Annotated in this window: 15 protein-coding genes; 6 read left to right on the top strand and 9 right to left on the bottom strand. The window is 59.5% G+C overall.

The annotated features are described in order from the left end of the window. Window positions 1-86 precede the first annotated feature (86 nt). The 3 genes from IAE77_RS16645 to IAE77_RS16635 form a co-directional block, all read right to left on the bottom strand. The gene (locus IAE77_RS16645) at window positions 87-1,781 is read right to left on the bottom strand and encodes a cation:proton antiporter (RefSeq protein ID WP_294228636.1); all 1,695 of its coding nucleotides are present in this window, start codon (window positions 1,779-1,781) and stop codon (window positions 87-89) included. A gap of 70 nt (window positions 1,782-1,851) precedes the next feature. Beyond that, window positions 1,852-2,802: an SDR family oxidoreductase gene (locus IAE77_RS16640; RefSeq protein ID WP_294228633.1), complete on the bottom strand. Its 951-nt coding sequence runs from the start codon at window positions 2,800-2,802 to the stop codon at window positions 1,852-1,854. A 112-nt stretch (window positions 2,803-2,914) separates the two neighbouring features. Next, window positions 2,915-4,822, bottom strand: a complete 1,908-nt coding sequence (locus IAE77_RS16635; RefSeq protein WP_294228630.1) for an ABC transporter ATP-binding protein — start codon at window positions 4,820-4,822, stop codon at window positions 2,915-2,917. A 153-nt stretch (window positions 4,823-4,975) separates the two neighbouring features. Here IAE77_RS16635 and IAE77_RS16630 point away from each other — a divergent pair, with 153 nt between their 5' ends. Continuing rightward, window positions 4,976-6,319, top strand: a complete 1,344-nt coding sequence (locus IAE77_RS16630; protein ID WP_294228628.1) for a nucleotide sugar dehydrogenase — start codon at window positions 4,976-4,978, stop codon at window positions 6,317-6,319. Beyond that, the gene (locus IAE77_RS16625; protein WP_294228626.1) at window positions 6,319-7,362 is read left to right on the top strand and encodes an N-acetylneuraminate synthase family protein; all 1,044 of its coding nucleotides are present in this window, start codon (window positions 6,319-6,321) and stop codon (window positions 7,360-7,362) included. Before IAE77_RS16630 ends, IAE77_RS16625 begins: the two co-directional genes overlap by 1 nt. Here the strand turns inward: IAE77_RS16625 and IAE77_RS16620 are convergent. Continuing rightward, a complete protein-coding gene (locus IAE77_RS16620) occupies window positions 7,356-8,501 on the bottom strand; it encodes a glycosyltransferase (protein WP_294228623.1) in 1,146 nt (381 codons plus the stop codon). The genes IAE77_RS16625 and IAE77_RS16620 overlap by 7 nt on opposite strands. Before the next feature lie 193 nt (window positions 8,502-8,694). On the opposite strand from IAE77_RS16620, the gene IAE77_RS16615 reads away from it, so the two are divergent. Both IAE77_RS16615 and IAE77_RS16610 read left to right on the top strand, forming a co-directional pair. Then, the gene (locus tag IAE77_RS16615) at window positions 8,695-9,846 is read left to right on the top strand and encodes a glycosyltransferase family 61 protein (RefSeq protein ID WP_294228620.1); all 1,152 of its coding nucleotides are present in this window, start codon (window positions 8,695-8,697) and stop codon (window positions 9,844-9,846) included. 1 nt (window position 9,847) lies between these two features. Next, window positions 9,848-10,783, top strand: coding sequence for a glycosyltransferase family 9 protein (locus tag IAE77_RS16610; RefSeq protein ID WP_294228618.1), 936 nt, complete (start codon window positions 9,848-9,850; stop codon window positions 10,781-10,783). On the opposite strand, the gene IAE77_RS16605 is transcribed toward IAE77_RS16610, so the two are convergent. Genes IAE77_RS16605 through IAE77_RS16595 form a run of 3 tightly spaced genes read right to left on the bottom strand, consistent with a single transcriptional unit; the run spans window position 10,758 to window position 13,288 of the window. Continuing rightward, complete coding sequence (locus IAE77_RS16605) at window positions 10,758-11,618, bottom strand: hypothetical protein (protein ID WP_294228616.1); 861 nt, start codon at window positions 11,616-11,618, stop codon at window positions 10,758-10,760. The genes IAE77_RS16610 and IAE77_RS16605 overlap by 26 nt on opposite strands. A 37-nt stretch (window positions 11,619-11,655) precedes the next feature. Then, on the bottom strand, window positions 11,656-12,354 hold the full coding sequence (locus IAE77_RS16600) for an acylneuraminate cytidylyltransferase family protein (RefSeq protein ID WP_294228614.1): 699 nt from the start codon (window positions 12,352-12,354) through the stop codon (window positions 11,656-11,658). Window positions 12,355-12,373: 19 nt separating this feature from the next. Then, window positions 12,374-13,288, bottom strand: coding sequence for a glycosyltransferase family 2 protein (locus tag IAE77_RS16595; protein ID WP_294228612.1), 915 nt, complete (start codon window positions 13,286-13,288; stop codon window positions 12,374-12,376). 267 nt (window positions 13,289-13,555) lie between these two features. On the opposite strand from IAE77_RS16595, the gene IAE77_RS16590 reads away from it, so the two are divergent. After that, window positions 13,556-14,308 (top strand): CmcI family methyltransferase, encoded by a 753-nt coding sequence (locus tag IAE77_RS16590; RefSeq protein ID WP_294228610.1) that lies wholly within the window; start codon window positions 13,556-13,558, stop codon window positions 14,306-14,308. A gap of 237 nt (window positions 14,309-14,545) precedes the next feature. Further along, entirely contained in the window at window positions 14,546-15,022 is a 477-nt protein-coding gene (locus IAE77_RS16585) for a class I SAM-dependent methyltransferase (protein WP_294228607.1), read from the top strand. Between the two features lie 36 nt (window positions 15,023-15,058). Here IAE77_RS16585 and IAE77_RS16580 read toward each other — a convergent pair whose 3' ends face one another. Next, a complete protein-coding gene (locus IAE77_RS16580; protein WP_294228606.1) occupies window positions 15,059-15,571 on the bottom strand; it encodes an acyltransferase in 513 nt (170 codons plus the stop codon). 14 nt (window positions 15,572-15,585) lie between these two features. Beyond that, complete coding sequence (locus tag IAE77_RS16575) at window positions 15,586-16,410, bottom strand: SDR family oxidoreductase (RefSeq protein ID WP_294228604.1); 825 nt, start codon at window positions 16,408-16,410, stop codon at window positions 15,586-15,588. Window positions 16,411-16,415: the final 5 nt, after the last annotated feature.

The raw sequence follows: 16,415 nt of genomic DNA, 5'->3' as shown, positions 1-16,415 counted from the left end.
CGCTGGTCCGCATGAACTGCTCAGGAGGCCGCTTCTTCCCGCCTGCTAACGCATGGCAGGTGCCGCATGCGTGTGCGCTTGTGGCTTCAAGCGCCTTGCAGCGTCTGCGCCTGCTCCACGATTGAGCGGGCGGCCTCGGTCTCATCGTTCACCACCAGAGTGGCCCCGAGGCGTTTCAAACGATCCACGTCGGAGCTGAAACGGGCGCGGGCCAGCACCGCGATGTCGGGACGTTGCTCGCGGATGATGGCCAGCGCCTGGGCGTTCACCGTGGCGTCAGGGAAGGTGAGGGCGACCATGCGGGCCCGTTTTAACTGCGTCAGATCCCAGGTCTCCTCGTGCGAGGCATCGGCGAAAAGCACCACCTGGCCGTGGCGCTGGAGTTCGTGAACAGTCTCCGCATTCAATTCGACGACCAGGGTCGGCACACCGGAATCAAGCAGCGCCTTGTTGAGCTTTTCTCCGACTGGACCGTGGCCGCAGACGATGGCGTGGTTCGACAGGCCGGCGACGCGCTGCCGCAGGCTGCCCGCATCGAATTTCACCGGCTTTCCACGTCCCCAGCCGTGTCTGACGAGCCATTCGCCCAGTGGCAGGCCCAGTTTCAGCAACGCAGGGAGCAGTCCCATGGACAGGGCGCAGGAGGCGAGCAGCGTCTGCTGCGTATGCGCGTCCCAGAGACGTGCGGAGGAGGCATTTTGCAGGACGACGAGCGAAAATTCGCCTGCGCTGCACAGGCCGATGCCCGCCATCAGCGCCTGCCGATGCGGAAGACCGAGTTGGCGTGCGATGACGGTGACGAACACCGCTTTGATGATCATCAACGCCGATGTGAGACCCAGGATCGGCTGCCAGAGCTGGGCGACGGCCTTCAGATCAATCATCAGGCCCACCGAGACGAAGAACAGCGTGAGGAAGAGGTCTTTCAGCGGCATCACGTCCGACAGGATGCGGTGCTTGAAGATCGACTCGCTGACGGCCAGTCCGGCGATGAAGGCACCCAGTGCTAGGCCGAGACCGAGCAATCCTCCGATGAAGGCCAGGCCGACGCAACAGCCGATCACTGACAGGGTGAAAAGCTCACGACTGCGCGTCTTGGTGACCGCATTCAGCACCCAGGGAATGCCCCAGCGTGCCGCCGCACCTGAAAGGAGGACAAACACCCCGCCGCGCAGCGCAAGGGAGCCGAGACGGGGCAGCAGGGCCTCATTTTCACCCTCATGCGGCAGCAGGAGCGGCATGAACATGAAGAACACGATGACGAACAGGTCCTGGAAGATCGCCACGGCGAGCGTCATGCGCGCGCCGGGACTGGCTTCGAGGCCGAGGTCCTGGAAGCTTTTCAAACTGACCGCCGTCGAGCTCATGGCCATCGCCACAGCCAGCAGCACCGCGCCCTGCCAGGAGAAGTGCAGCATCGCCGCTCCGGTGGCTGCCGCAGTCATGCACAGGCCCATCTGCCATCCGCCGCCGACGAATGCGAGGCGACGCAGAAATCGCAGTTCGCCGAGCGAGAACTCCAGCCCGAGGGTGAACATGAGCAGGATGACGCCAAATTCGGCCATCTGAGACACCCGCTCGTGCGATTCACCGCCTCCGAGCAGGTCCAGCACGCCGGAGTTGGCGATGATCACGCCGCAAAGGAAGTATCCGGCCAGCATCGACTGCCGCAACCGCAGCAACAGCAGAGAAACCAAAACCACCCCTGCCAGCATCAAAGCCAGCAGCGCGAAAAGAGGCGGAATGGTGGCTGCGGCGGAGATGATGGGCGCGAACATCATGGGCGGGATGTTCTTTGGCCGCAGCAGGCGCTGTGATCAAGTCCGCGATGACCTCTGACGACGAAGGCGGTCACGCCTGGGCCTGTTTCCGGTAGAAATCGAGCGTTTGTGCGAGGCCGTCCTTCCAGGAAACTGCCGGTGCGAAACCGAGCGCGTCGCGGATCGCGCTGATGTCCGCTTGGGAATGGCGGATGTCGCCGGGCCGGGCGGGCTCAAAGCGGGGTTGGATCGCCTGTTGCGTGAGTTCGTTGATGCCTTCGACCAGTTGCAGCAGGGACACGCTGCCGCCGGTGCCGCCGTTAAACACACGTCCGGCGGCCTTCTCCACCGGTGCCTGGGCTGCGAGCAGGTTCGCCTGCGCCACGTTGTCGATGAAGATGAAGTCGCGCGACTGGCTGCCGTCGCCAAAGATCACTGGTGTTTCGCCCTTCAGCATGGCGGAGCAGAAGCGGGCGATGACGCCGGAGTATTGCGACGTGAACGATTGTCGCGGACCGAAGACGTTGAAGTAACGAAGCGCCACCGTGGGGAGGCCGTAGAGCTGGTGGAAGAGCTGGCAGTAGCGTTCGCTGGCATACTTTTGCAATCCATAGGGCGTGATGGGCTGCACCGGAAGAGTCTCGTGCTTCGCGACGACCTCGGATTCGCCGTAGATGGCCGATGACGAGGCAAAGAGGAAACGCTTCACCCTGGCGTCCCGTGCCGCGATGAGCAGCTTCAACGTGGCGTCGAGGTTGTGCTGGTTGGTTTCCAGCGGTTGGGCGACCGATTGCGGCACCGAGGCCACGGCCGCCTCATGAAACACCCAGTCGCAGCCTGGGACGATCTTTGCCAGCAGGCCTTCATCCCGGCTGTCGCCCTGGATCAGTTCGAGCGAGTCGCCGCTGGATTTCCAGGCGAGGTTTTCTGGCGTGCCGGTGCTCAGGTCGTCCAGGACGAGCACTTCCGCGCCCATGCGGCAAAGGTGTTGGGCAATGTGGGAACCAATGAAGCCGGCACCGCCGGTAACGAGAGCTTTCATGAGGGGGGAATCAAAACAGACGCAGGCAAATGCCCGCCATGATCATGCACATGGCGAGGAAAAGCTTGCCGTCCAGGTGTGTAATTGTCTGGCGGGCATGCCATCGGCGCTGTCACGCCGTCTGCTTCTCTTCGCTGCTGAACTGGAGGTGGTAGAGCCTTTGGTAGAGTGCGTTGCGGGCCAGAAGCTCGGTGTGCGTGCCGCGGTCAAGGATGCGGCCGTGGTCCATGACGACGATCTGATCCGCCTCAAGCACGGTGGAGAGGCGATGAGCGATGGCGACCACCGTCTTGCCTTCCGAAAGCGTGTGAATGGCCTCCTGGATGATTTTTTCGCTCTCGGTGTCGAGCGCCGAAGTGGCTTCATCGAGCAACAGGATGGGCGCGTCGCGCAGGATGGCACGTGCGATGGAGATGCGCTGCTTCTGGCCTCCTGAAAGGTTGCAGCCGCCTTCGCCGACGATGGCGTCGTAGCCACCGCTGATTCGCTCGATGAACTCGTGAGCGTGCGCTTTTTTCGCCGCGGCGATGATTTCGCCCTCCGTGGCGTCCAGACGGCCGTAGCGGATGTTTTCGCGGATGGTGTCATGGAACAAAAACGTGTCCTGGCTGACGACGCCGATGTTCGCCCGGAGGGACGCCTGGGTGAGGCTGCGAATGTCGCGACCATCGAGGAGGACGGCGCCGTCGTCGGGGTCGTAAAAACGCAGGAGAAGCGAGTACAGCGTGCTTTTGCCAGCGCCGCTGGGGCCGACGAAGGCGTAGAACTTTCCCGGATCGAGCTGGAGATCGATGTCTTGAACGGCGGGCGTCTCCTTTTTGCTGCCATCGCGTTCCCGGTAGAAAAAGGTGAGGTGCCGGAAGGTCACGGCACCGTTGGTGCGGCCGCCGTCGATGGCGTCCGGCGCATCCTGGATGTCGGGCTTTCGTTCGAGAAGCTCAAAGACCATGCTTGCCGCCACCGTGGTCTTTTGCAGCAGCATCTGCACGCGGCTGAGCTCCTTCACCGGCGGGTAGATCTGGGTCAAGGCCATGACGAGCAGGAAGAAATTCTCCGCCTCCAGGCCCCGATGCCAGGCATAGACGAGGCCCGCCGCGATGCCGAAGGACGCCACGGTTTCAACCACCGGGCCGACGAGTTCCATGGCTTTCGTCCAGCGCACCATGTTGCGTGTCATGCTGGCATTGGTGCGCTCGAAGCGTTGCGCCGCGTGATCTTCGCGTGCGTAGGATTTAACAAGGCGAATTCCAGAAAAGGTTTCCACCATGGCAACGGAGAGGGCTCGTGAATCGTACTCTTCACGAGCTCCCATTTTACGAACTCGTTTGCCGATCCGTATGATAGGAGTAAGACACGCCGGAAAAACCACCAGCGACATGAGGGTGAAAAACCAGTCCTGGGCAAAGAGCACGACAAGGATCGAAACGATCGTCAGGGGACGCTGTGCGAGGGTTTGGAGGAGCATCATGCCGTTTCGTTGGACCACGCTGGTCTGCGCCGTGACGGTCTGCATCATCTCCCCGGTTTTAGCACTGTTGAAGAAGGCTGGTGATTGCCGCAAGACACTGCACATGGCATCATTGCGGATCTGATAGACCATTTTGCTCGTCACCCAGACCTGCATATAACTGGACAGATAGCCGAGGAAACCCCGGATGAAGATCAGCACGGGGATGAAGGAGCAGGCGATCATCACCCCGGTGAGCCCGACGGGAGTGTCGTCGGCAACACCGATAATGTCTGCCAAGTTGATCTCACCAATTAGAGGCAATTTCGTGGCTTCGCCCAGCGTGCGAGTTTGTCCTTTCAAGACGAGAGAGAAAATCAGTTGGAAGCCGATAAGCATGATGCCATTGAATAGGGCGCTGAGCATTCCGAGGGTGATGCTTAGGGAGAAGCGGAAGCGATAGGGTAAGAGGTACTTCCACATGGAACGCAGTGTCTTCTTCACCACGTCGGGAAGGTTCGAGTCGGTGGGTGGGGGGGGCAGGTGCCGAGGTGTGGGGACTTGGGCGAGCATGATAAAATCGTCACTAACTGCGGCATCATACACCGCACAACCGGGAATTGGCGTTCCCGATCCAGGGCATCACAGGTTGACGCCGTGCCGGGCGTAGCTTTACAAGAGGGCCGCCCGGCGCTTTGATGCGCGCCTTCATCCCTATCGCCCGCTATGCCTGTCAAAAACTCATCGGCCTCCAAGCTTTCGTCCCAGTGGCAGGCCAAACTTCAGAATCGCAGTCTCAAGGTGGGCATCATGGGTCTGGGTTATGTGGGGCTGCCTCTCGGCCTGCTGTTTGCGGAAAAGGGCCTGCAAGTGGTGGGGGTGGACCCGGATGAACGTCGCACCCGGGCGCTGAATCAGGGGCGCTCTCCCATCCGCCACATCAAAAACGCCCGCGTCAAGGCGGCGGTGACGAGTGGTCTGTTCCGAGCCACGGCCGATCCGGCGGGATTGAAGGATGTGGACGCCGTGTTGATCTGTGTTCCCACACCGCTGACCAAGCAGCGGGAGCCTGATCTTTCGTATGTCGAGTCCTCCACCGAGTGGGTGGCGGCCAACATCAAGCCGGGGTGCCTCGTGGTCCTGGAATCGACCACTTATCCCGGAACGACGCGTGACATCGTGGCACCCATCTTGAAGAAGGCAGGGTTAAAGCCTGGAACGAATGTCTTTCTGGCCTACAGCCCCGAGCGCGAGGATCCGAACAACGCAACCTTCTCCACCGCCAGCATTCCGAAGGTCGTGGGTGGCACAGATGCGGCGAGCGGCAAACTGGCCGTGATGCTCTACGAGCAGATCATTTCCAAGGTCGTGCCGGTGACGAGCGCGGAGGTGGCTGAGGCGGCGAAGTTGCTCGAAAACATCTTCCGTTCGGTGAACATCGCGATGGTGAACGAATTGAAGATCGTCTTCGACCGCATGGGCATCGACATCTGGGAAGTGGTGAACGCGGCGAAGACCAAACCCTTTGGTTTCATGCCGTTCTATCCGGGTCCGGGCCTCGGCGGGCACTGCATTCCGATCGATCCGTTCTACCTGACGTGGAAAGCCCGTGAGTTCGACATCTCGACGAAGTTCATCGAGCTCGCCGGTGAGGTGAACACCAACATGCCCTATTTCGTGGTTTCCAAGCTGCAGGACGCGCTGGGCAGCAAGGGCAAGTCGCTGCGGGGCAGCCGCGTGCTGCTGCTCGGTCTGGCCTACAAGCGTGATGTCGATGATTTCCGCGAGTCGCCGACGCTCAAGCTCATGGACATCCTGGAGCGCAACAAGTGCCGCGTGGACTATCACGACTCCTACATTCCACAGTTCCCGGGCGATCACCATTTCCCCAAGCTGAAACCCCGGAAGAGCCGTCCGCTGACACAAAAGACCGTTGCCGAGGCGGATGCGGTGCTGATCTGCACGGATCACACGAATGTGGACTACCGTGCGCTCGCCCGCTGGGCGGATGTGATCGTGGACACTCGCAACGTGCTGCCGGCAGGCGGCAAGAACATCTTCCGTGCCTGATGAATCCGCGCGACATCAACGACCTCTGGCAGGATCCGGCCGCGCCGTCTTTCCTCATCGCCGAAGTCGCGCAGGCTCATGATGGCAGCTTGGGAACCGCACACGCCTACATCGATGCCGTGGCGAAGACCGGTGCGGACGCGATCAAATTTCAAACCCACATCGCTGCGGAGGAAAGTTCCGAGCTCGACACCTGGCGGGTGAAGTTCAGCCGCCAGGATGCCACCCGTTACGACTACTGGAAACGCATGGAATTCACCGCGGAACAGTGGGCGGGGCTGAAACAGCACGCCGAGGAAAAGGGCCTCGTTTTCCTGAGTTCTCCTTTTTCGCTGGCCGCGATCGACCTGCTCGAGCGCCTCGGCGTGACCGCTTGGAAGGTGGCCTCGGGTGAGGTGACGAATCGATTGTTTCTCGATGCGATGATCGCAACCAGAAAGCCGGTGCTGGTTTCGAGCGGGATGAGTTATCTCGAGGAGATGGATGCGACGGTGGCCTTGTTGAAGGCGGCGGGATCACCTGCCGCCGTGTTTCAATGCACGACGGCGTATCCGTGTCCTCCGGAGAAAATCGGTCTCAATCAGGTCAGTGAGTTGATGCAGCGCTATGATTGCCCGATTGGCCTGTCGGATCACTCCGGCACGTCGTATCCGTCACTGGCTGCCGTGACGCTCGGCGCAAGGTTGATTGAGGTGCACATCACCTTCAGTCGCGAGATGTTCGGACCGGATGTTTCCGCTTCTCTCACCACCGACGAGTTTGCGAAGATGGTCGAAGGCATTCGCTTCATCGAGCGCATGAAGGCCAGTCCAATGGTCAAAGATGCCTCCGCTGAGCAGATGGAGCCCTTGCGTCGCATGTTCGGCCAGAGTTTGGTCGCCGCTACCGACCTCGCAGCGGGCACGGCGCTCACTCGCGACAACCTGTCCTGTCGCAAGCCCGGTCATGGCATCTCCGCCGCAAACCTGGAGTCGGTCATCGGCCGAACGCTCAAACATGCGGTGAAAGCGGCTCATTTTTTGAGCCTTGATGACTTTCAGTGACGCGGTAAACCGACGATGGTCTGGTAAAAGGCGACCAATTCCTTGGTGTAATCGCGGAGCATGGGCAGGTCTGCTCTGCGCCGCTTCTGGTGCGCCAGAATGGCCGCGCGAAAGGATTCGTCGTTCAACACACGCCACACCGTGTTCGCATAGGCCTCCGCATCATTGACATCGAACAACGCCGGGTGGTCGGGGCCGAGCACCGCAGCATTTCCTTCGATGTTGGACGCCACGATTGGAAGCTCGGCAGCCAGCGCCTGAAGCAGCACCATCGGCTGTCCCTCCCAGGTGGAGCCAAGCGTGAAGACGTCGAGTGCCTGCATCCACGGGGCGATGGGGCGGCGTGCGCCCATGAGGTCGAAGTTTGGCAGTTTCTGTTGGGAGGCCGCCTCGGCGATGCGTGAGCGCTCGCCGCCTTCGCCAAAGGCCAGAAAGCGGCCGGTGAAGCCGAGTTCGTTGAGCTTGGCGGTCATCGACACATTGAGGAGATGATTTTTCGGCGGAGTCAACGAGGCCACCGTGCCCACGAGCAATGTGCCAGCACTCAGATCGAGCGAGCGGCGAAGTTGCTCGCGATCTGCGGCCGGATGGAAGGTCTCCTCGTCCACCGGGTTGACGAAAACGCGGACTTTTTCCCGCGGAATGCCGAACACCCGGCACAGATCATCCCGCGTCTGCGCCGACAGGGTGATGTGCCCCGCCGCACGATGGGACAAGGCCCGCAGGATGATCTTCCGCCGCCAGCGCATTTCGGCATACGTCTTGTGATGATGCAGCACGGCCGGAATCCCGGCCCGGCGGGCGGCGAGCAGGCCATAGACGTGCGCGTTATAGACATGTGTGTGCACAAGCTGAATGCCCTCGTCGCGTAGCCAGCGGCTCAGTTTCAAGACGGCACCAATCCGGAAGCGCTTTCCGGGCACCCAGGGCAGCAGATTGACACGACCGGGGAACTGCTGCTGAAGGGCTTCACCGACCTTGCCGAGGTTCTGGAGGCAAACGACCCGCATGTCCGCGCCCTCGGGCATGGTTCGCAGGATGTCACCGACCAGATCTTCTGCGCCGCCGACCGGCATGCGGATGAACACATGGGCGACCTTCATGACCGGCGTCTGGGAGAAGAAAACATGAGACGACATGCGGGAATCGTGCATGAATGCGGGCTCGTGACCGCCCTCCTGCATCCATGTTTTTCGCGCCCGAATTTCCCGGCGGCTCTGTCGTGTCCTCGAAAGGTCATGCGTGGTTGTGTAATGATGAACAGCATGCTGCGCAGGGGCGCGGCGGCAAGCACATCCTCGGCGCAGGTGGCCCTTCGAGTGGTCTGACATCATGAGTTCGCATCTGACACGCAAGATCCACGATTGGTACGCAGGCCTTGCATCCGCCGTCTCTTCACTCAAACGGACGGAGATCCCTCCGCCGGAAGCGCTGATCGAAAGCTGGCAGGTTCAAACTGCGGGCGAGCATGTGTTCGACAACAAGTTTGAAGCCGAGATTCTGGGGACCGACGAGACGACGACCCGCTACTGGTGGTCTGATGCTCATGCCTACCGGCTGCGCGATGTGCGTCTGGGCGGCGGCGCAGGGCAGGTCTATTTCGCCAACGGCGAGCTCTTCAACGTGGATCCTCTGACACGCAGGGAAAAGAAGGATCGTGTGCTGCGCAGACCGATCTCCGGCATGGCGCAGGAGATGAAGGGACCGCTGATTCATCTTTGCGGGCCGAACTCCGAAAACCACGGGCATTTCATTCTCGATTACCTGCCCAAGCTGATGCCGTTCTTGGAACGTTTTCGCCGCGAGCCACGGGTGCGCATCCTCGTCAGCCCCGGTCGCAAAAAGTGGCAGTGCCGTTATCTGGCGCGCTTCGGCATCACGGAAGACCGGGTGGTGGAAGGCGTGCATGGCACACTGGAAGTGGATGAACTGTGGTATGCGCCCATCCTCCATGCGGAGGATGGAGTGGCGAAATTGTCGGCACCCGGGAATCATCTGGCGGTTCGTGATGCGCTGGCGGCGAAGGCCGCCCCCAATGACGCGCCGCTTTGCATCTTCGCCTCCCGTCTGGATGCGCCGAACAAGAAGCTGGTGAACGAAGAACGACTGGCGGAGCGGGCGCGTGAGATTCTCGGTGATGTTCGAATCGTCAAGATGTCCGAGCATTCGCTGGCGGATCAGTTGCGCTTGTTCGCGTCCGCCACCGTGATTGTTGGGGCGGTGGGTCAGAATCTGACCGAAGTTCTCTGCGCCTCGGGCAAACTCGTGCTGATCATGACGGTCGAGGAGCAGATCGTGCCCGGACGTCGTTCATGGGGGCGCGCGTATCACAATCTGGCTCTGCTCGGTGGCAACAAGTCGGTGCTGCTCACCCGTGACACGCCGTGGGATGCGGATCGAAACTGGTCCTTCAACGAAGACCGATTCGCCGATGTGCTGCATCGTTCGTGGAAGTTGTTTCAGAAGGACCGGCAGCCGTGTTGAAATGAAAACGCTGGCGGTTTATCACAAACAACTGGGCGACACGTTGCTGTTACAGCCAGCCCTCGCCAGACTAGCGCGTCAGGATGGCGAACCCGTTGGATTGATCGCAAGACCGGGTTTTGAGGATCTCGTTCGACTCATGCCGGACGTGAAATTCACCAGTTGGAGAGATGCTCCACGCGTCAGGCGACTGCTGGCTTACGATGCTGGTGACCGCAGTGCGTTCATCAGCCTGTGGTGCCGTGCCGACGAGAAGCATCTGCTCACCTTCAGCGACTTTTATGTGCGCTTCTTCCACCGGTGGATCTTTGATCGCATCCACCTGCGTGATCAGGAGCAGATGTATCGGGCACGCTACTTTTGGCGCTGCACACCTGGGGGTGATGCCGAGTCATTTGAGCCGCCACGGCTGAATGCGCCCCCTGATGACTGGCTGCCAGCGGAGCTTCCCTCGGAACCGTATGTGTTGATTCATGCGACGTCCGCATGGCAGCGCAAATGCCTCTCCGCGGAGTGTTGGAGGCCCATCATTGAGCGGGTCAAGGACGTGACCGGCATGCCCGTGGTGTTGACGGGGGGAACAACGGAATGGGAGCGAGGACTTTGTGCCAGCATTGAAGAAGGCCTGGACGGCGTCACGAATCTGGGCGCACGCACCAGCCTCCGCGGTGTCATGGCGGCGGCTTCGAAGGCCACCGTGGCGCTGGCGGTGGATGGCTTTGTCTCGCACCTGGTTTCCGCGTTTGGCAGGCCGTGCATGACGTTCTTTGGCCCGACCAATGTGAATCACTGGCATCTGACGACGCCGATCTCCCGTGCGGTCTTCCCGGGCATTGATCCGGGTGCCGCGAAAGGACGCCGGATCGCCGACCTGGTGCCGGAAGAGTTGCCTGTGCAGGTTGAAGACTGGCTCAAGCAGGTGGCTGCCCGGGCTTGATATGGCGGACCGTCGAGCTGACCACGCCGTTGTTGTCCCTGAGCAGGCGTTTGGTTTCAAGCGCGGACTTCATGCGCACGTAGCGCTTCAAAAGGCTGCGGATGAAACGGGCGAAAACATTGTCCCCCTGCGGCGGAAAAGGGCGGCGCCAGAGGTCAGGCTGGATGTTGTTGGCGCGGACGTAGTCGATGCCGTCCTTCTGCCAGAAGCGTTTCACCACCTCGATGTAGGAGACGAGACCGGCGGCGTTTTCAGTCATGTAGAAAAGGTTCCCCGCAGTGCCGGCGCGAATGAGCTTCCGGATATGGCCTTCCATGTGCCAGATGTTGAGCTGGACTTCGGAACAGATTTTTTGGAGGTGCCTGGTGCGCCAGATGCCGGCGTGGAAACCTGCTGATTGCGCGGCGTCGGTGATGGGAGAGATCAGCGCATGGGGATCACTTTCCGGTGCGGGAGCTTTCGGACGGAGGCAAACCCAGTCGCCGTTCTGTTCGCGAAGCGGGAGGTAAACTTCGGCAAGACGCTCGACCGGCATCGGCTTCGTCAGCATGAAGTCATCCAAAAAGAGGAAGCTGTATTCTGACGGGATTTGCGCCATTCCTCGTGCCACGCCATCGCTCCACGAGGTGTCATCCCCCACTTTGACGGTCACGACGCGCGGGTCGTCATAGGAGAGGTGATTGGTGATGAGATAGATGGGCGTCGGGGCGTCAGGCCAGTGTTTGAAAAGAAAATGGAAGAACAGCGGCCACATGTCGCAGTACAAATCGCAGGACGAGACTGCGATCTTGAGGTCGGGAAGCTCTGGCGGAGAATTGGGAGTGGGAACCTGCATGAGTCTGAGTGAACTTTGGAGTGTGCGGACCGCCTTCTCAGCGGCTCATGAGTTTTTCCGCGGATTGAAAATCGACTTCGGTGTCGATGTTGGCAAAGGGATGGTCGATCACGCAGGCACCCGCGTTGGTGCCGTAGATGCTGCGTGTTTCCATGAGGCATTCTCGCGTGAAGGCATAACAGATGCCGTTTCGATAGTAAAGGGGCTCCAATTGCTGCCGTGCGATGATCTGGTGCCCGCGTTCGTCCCAGAGCCCCATTTTGCCTTCGTGGATGCGCAGGACCTTCAAGGGATGGAACTTGAGATCAATCGGCGAGATGGTCCAAACAGCGTCATGGCCGCCGGCCACCAGCTTGTCGATGCACGCGTCAATGTCGGCAGGCAGGCGGACGGGTGAAGTCGGCTGTAGCATGAGGATGATGGCGTAGTGGCAGCCGTCGGCGGCTTCCGCCTGCTCCAAAGCATGCTGAAGCACCGGGAGATCGCCAACGCGGTCGCCGGAGAGTTCCTCGGGACGAGGACCAAAGAAGGTGAGACCATTTTCGGTCGCGATGCGTGCGATCTCAGCGTGATCAGTCGAAACGACAGCACGGTCGATGCGCGGCACCTGCCGGATGACCTGGGCGGTGTGGGAGATCAGTGGCTGACCTGCGAGCAGCTTGATGTTCTTGAGCGGAACACCCTTGCTGCCGCCACGAGCGGGCACCACGGCGAGGATTTTTTTACTTTTGATCATGGGAAGTCGTTAGAACCTTTTACTTGAGGCCGACAGCCTTTCGAAACCTTTTCCACACGCCGTTTTTTTGCTCTTTTATGACAACCGAGCCGTTTTCCATGGCAAACGTGCTGGCGATTGACTTGCAGTAGTGTATCGCAAATTTCCACTGGTCTAAAAACGCCTTGTTGAAGCCGGGATCCCCCTTGGATGCGAGCCTGAATTCATCAAGTATCTGGAATATTGCAATGGCCGTGTCGCGAACTGCGAACTCCCTGTCGCAACCACGAGAGTAATTTTTGCTGTAGTCAGTATGAACATAGCTGACGTCAGGACAGAATTTTGCCTTATATTTTCGCGCCAAACGCAGCATTCCCACATTTTCGCAGTGGCCGCAGCGTCCATGGTCGTAAACTGACAGTAGTTCGCTTTTGGGAATGACATTCAAGTCGAACAAGCCCAGCATTACGACGCACTTTCGGTCATTGATCAGGGTCTCGCACAGCTCATATTTGCTTGGCTCCTTGGGATACAAATGGGTGACGACCTTGTCCAGAAACTGGCCGGACTCAGGCAGGTTTTTGGACAGATTGGGGAACACAACGCCGGTCCCTCCGTCATGCATGGCTAGCAGCGCCTCCAAAAATTTGTCCTCCTGCCAGTAATCATCATCTGCCACGGCCACATAATACCGTCCGTTGCACTGTTCGATTGCGAACATCCAGTTGGCAAGGATTCCAAGATTCTCGGGATGCTTGAACACCTTGATGCGCGGGTCGCCGGCGGCCAGTTGATCCAGGTACTCAAGCTTGTGGACGTCGTCCGAGGCGTTGTCGCTGATGATCAGTTCCCAGTCCTGAAATGTCTGATTCTTAATTTTCTCCACCGTTAGCTTGATGGTGTCCAGCCTGTTTCTTGTCGGCAAGTTGATGGATATCGTGCAATCTTTATTCATTTGAATGACAATGAGAAGTGGACTTTAGACCAGCGTGGGGAGGAATCTTATTCTTTAGAATTACAGATGACAAATTCATGTGAGAAACTGCAAATGTTTTTTGATGAAGCCGTGACCAAGCCCGATTCTTGGTTGGCCGCTGCCGAGCAGGCATGGCCCGCAAGCCGCAGATTCAGCGGCAAGCACGAACAATGAAAAATGCTTGTTTGTGTTGCAGAATGGACTAATTCCCACTTTCTAGGTTTTCATTCCCACACCTTGCGCACCATGGCCACTACTCCACATCCGGATGTTCAGCAGTTCTCCGACGAACGACATGCCGACATCGTCAAAATGGGACAGGACGAGGAACTGAAGCGGAAATCGATCGAGTGGATGGTTCACGCGGACAAATACAAGTACACTTACAATTTCACATGGATGGGGCGACCGATCATCAAGTTCCCCAGTGACATGGTGATTCAGCAGGAGTTGATGTGGCAGATCAAGCCTGATCTGGTCATCGAGACCGGGATTGCCCATGGGGGCTCCATCATTTTCTCCGCAGCGATGCAGCAGATGATGGGCATCACTGATGGCCGTGTGATCGCGGTGGACATCGACATTCGGGATCATAACCGGGCGGAGATTGAGGCGCATCCGATGGCGAAGCACATCACCATGCTCCAGGGCAGTTCGGTGGATCCGGCTATTTTCAACCAAATCAAAGAGCTTGCCGCCGGTGCCCGCACGGTGATGGTTTTCCTCGATTCGAACCACACGCATCAACACGTCTATGAAGAGTTGAAGCTGTACGCCGACCTCGTCACAGTCGGCTCCTATTGCATCCTGCCGGACACCTTCATTGAGTTCTTCCCGAAGGGCTACTACAGCAACCGACCGTGGGATGTGGGAAACAACCCATGCACGGCGGCGCGTCAGTTCCTCTCCGAGCGCACGGACTTTGAACTTGACAGCTTCCTGACCGCGAAGGGAATGATCAGCGAGGGGTTGGACGGATATTTGAAGCGCGTGCGCTAACCTCGAAATCCGCCCCTCATGAGACTCCTCTTTTGGAGAAAAAAGAAGCAGCCTATGCTGCCCGACCTCATCGGCAAACCTGTCGAAATAATCCCCTTGCACCGCCGGACCCACAATCAAGACGGCTTGGTCACGCTTCATAGCACGACTTTGCGCGCGAGCCGGACTTCGCCAGCGCTTACGCAGAGGCGGTAGAAACTAACTCCTGGAACTCCTGCAACATTCACTGGCGCTGCCATGTTCTTTGCTGGGCTGCCAGCCAGGCCGCCTTTCTGCCTAGCGAGTATGTTGAGTGCGGTACCAACCGGGGGGGACCGCGATGGTCGTGTTGCGTTATGTGGAAAGGCTGGAACGCCGGAGTTTTGGCTCTACAACACCTTCCGTGGTCTCAACAGCTCGGTCAGCACCAAGGACGAAATGGGCCGCCATGCCGGTGATTTCACGGAATGTTACACGCAGGTGGTGGCGCATTTCCGACCGTGGAGCAACGTGAAGGTGGTCCAAGGCATCGTGCCAGATGTCCTGCACACCGCCGGGCCAGATAAAGTCGCGTTCCTACACATCGACTTAAATGCAACTGTGCCTGAGCGTGCGGCCATCGAATTCTTCTGGCCCCGGCTCGTGCCTGGTGCCATGATTGTATTCGATGACTATGCATGGGTCGCCCATGCCGCTCAGAAGCAGACCATCGACTTGCCACGTTGTAGGGCGTGAAGGTGCTTTCTCTGCTTACAAGCCAGGGATTTCTCATCAAGCCGGCCTGCTCTTGATTTTCACCGCAAGAGTGCCGCCCCAAATCTCATAGGGCGGCACCTGCCCCCGCACTACGCTGCCGGCGGCGATGATGGCTCCCTTGCCGATGTGGGTTCCGTCGAGAATGACGCTGTTGGCGCCAATCCAGACATCGTCCTCAATGAAAATGCCGCCCTTGCTCTCCAAGAAGCCCTGATGACGGACGGGGATGTCCCGACGGCCAAAAGCATGATTCGCTGGCATGAGCATGACGCCGGGAGCCAGCAGAACATAGTCCCCAAGCGTGATACCGTTGCCGGTGAACATGACGCAGTGTGGGTTGATGTAGCAGTGCTCTCCCATGACCAGGTCTCCCGCGCCGCCAACCGCGCGGATGCAGACAAAATCGTAAATCTGCGTGTGCGCACCGATGATGATGCGCGTGCCGCGTGTCGACGGGTGGATGCGCGCGTCCGGGCTTATGTAAACGCCCTCGCCCAGAGTGAGCGCATTGGAAGAGTCGGGTGGCATGGGCATCTCGGTTCTCAGTTCGATGTTGGCTGCTTCAAGTCCGCGTAACGGGAGCAGAGGGCGGGCAGTTTGTCCAAGATGGAACCGGCGTGGAGGCCAAGCTCGGTCTGCAGCCGTGTGGCAGGCGTGTCGGGGAAGATGGAGACCGCTCCGCCCACGTGCGCCTCCCATTCGCAGCGCAGCGTCGCGGCGATGCGTTCCGCGATCTGCCGGTGGCTGATCTGTATGCCCGACGAGACATTGTAAACGCGCTCACGACCGCTGCGGGCGATGTGGACGAGCGCCGCCAGCGCATCCTCAATGAGGATGTAGTCCTTGGCAGAGTCCGGAGAGGTTCGCAGGACGATTCGCCCGTGATTCAGCGCGTCTCGAATGAGGCTGGGCACAAAGGTCAGCGGCGGCAGCTCAAAGCCGATCACATTCGACAGACGAGCCACACGCACGGCGGGATTGGGATGAGTCAGGCACACCGCTTCACCTGCGATTTTCGAGATTTTGTAGAAATCCGCCAGGCTGGCCGGTTGCGACGAAAGCACTGCCGACTCATCACCACCGACGCCGCGCTCATACACGCGGGTGCTGGAAAGGTAGGTGAAGGATTCAAACTCGTGCGTGTCGAGAATCTCGATGACCTTCGAGACGTGCGCACGCATCGTGTCGTGCAGGCGGCTGGCGAAATCTGTGGTGACGCCGATGCAGAAGAAAACGTGCCCCAGATTGCCCGTGAGAGACGCTCCAGCGTCCAGCCTCACAATGCTGTCCGGCAAGGACTGCAAATACGCCGCCAGGTGCGAGCCGACATAACCGCGCGAGCCTAGAATGGTGAATGTCGCTGGCATGGGAT

Origin of the sequence: Prosthecobacter sp. (assembly GCF_014879935.1) — a bacterium.
GTDB lineage: Bacteria > Verrucomicrobiota > Verrucomicrobiia > Verrucomicrobiales > Verrucomicrobiaceae > Prosthecobacter.
The sequence above is the reverse complement of the archived record's forward strand: the minus strand, read 5'-3'. Positions and strand labels throughout refer to the sequence as shown.

Excerpts from the sequence above, each read along its gene's own strand:
- IAE77_RS16645 (WP_294228636.1), bottom strand. The coding sequence starts at position 1,781 with ATGATGTTCGCGCCCATCATCTCCGCCGCAGCCACCATTCCGCCTCTT.
- IAE77_RS16640 (WP_294228633.1), bottom strand. The coding sequence starts at position 2,802 with ATGAAAGCTCTCGTTACCGGCGGTGCCGGCTTCATTGGTTCCCACATT.
- IAE77_RS16635 (WP_294228630.1), bottom strand. The coding sequence starts at position 4,822 with ATGCTCGCCCAAGTCCCCACACCTCGGCACCTGCCCCCCCCACCCACC.
- IAE77_RS16630 (WP_294228628.1), top strand. The coding sequence starts at position 4,976 with ATGCCTGTCAAAAACTCATCGGCCTCCAAGCTTTCGTCCCAGTGGCAG.
- IAE77_RS16625 (WP_294228626.1), top strand. The coding sequence starts at position 6,319 with ATGAATCCGCGCGACATCAACGACCTCTGGCAGGATCCGGCCGCGCCG.
- IAE77_RS16620 (WP_294228623.1), bottom strand. The coding sequence starts at position 8,501 with ATGTCGTCTCATGTTTTCTTCTCCCAGACGCCGGTCATGAAGGTCGCC.
- IAE77_RS16615 (WP_294228620.1), top strand. The coding sequence starts at position 8,695 with ATGAGTTCGCATCTGACACGCAAGATCCACGATTGGTACGCAGGCCTT.
- IAE77_RS16610 (WP_294228618.1), top strand. The coding sequence starts at position 9,848 with ATGAAAACGCTGGCGGTTTATCACAAACAACTGGGCGACACGTTGCTG.
- IAE77_RS16605 (WP_294228616.1), bottom strand. The coding sequence starts at position 11,618 with ATGCAGGTTCCCACTCCCAATTCTCCGCCAGAGCTTCCCGACCTCAAG.
- IAE77_RS16600 (WP_294228614.1), bottom strand. The coding sequence starts at position 12,354 with ATGATCAAAAGTAAAAAAATCCTCGCCGTGGTGCCCGCTCGTGGCGGC.
- IAE77_RS16595 (WP_294228612.1), bottom strand. The coding sequence starts at position 13,288 with ATGAATAAAGATTGCACGATATCCATCAACTTGCCGACAAGAAACAGG.
- IAE77_RS16590 (WP_294228610.1), top strand. The coding sequence starts at position 13,556 with ATGGCCACTACTCCACATCCGGATGTTCAGCAGTTCTCCGACGAACGA.
- IAE77_RS16585 (WP_294228607.1), top strand. The coding sequence starts at position 14,546 with ATGTTCTTTGCTGGGCTGCCAGCCAGGCCGCCTTTCTGCCTAGCGAGT.
- IAE77_RS16580 (WP_294228606.1), bottom strand. The coding sequence starts at position 15,571 with ATGCCACCCGACTCTTCCAATGCGCTCACTCTGGGCGAGGGCGTTTAC.
- IAE77_RS16575 (WP_294228604.1), bottom strand. The coding sequence starts at position 16,410 with ATGCCAGCGACATTCACCATTCTAGGCTCGCGCGGTTATGTCGGCTCG.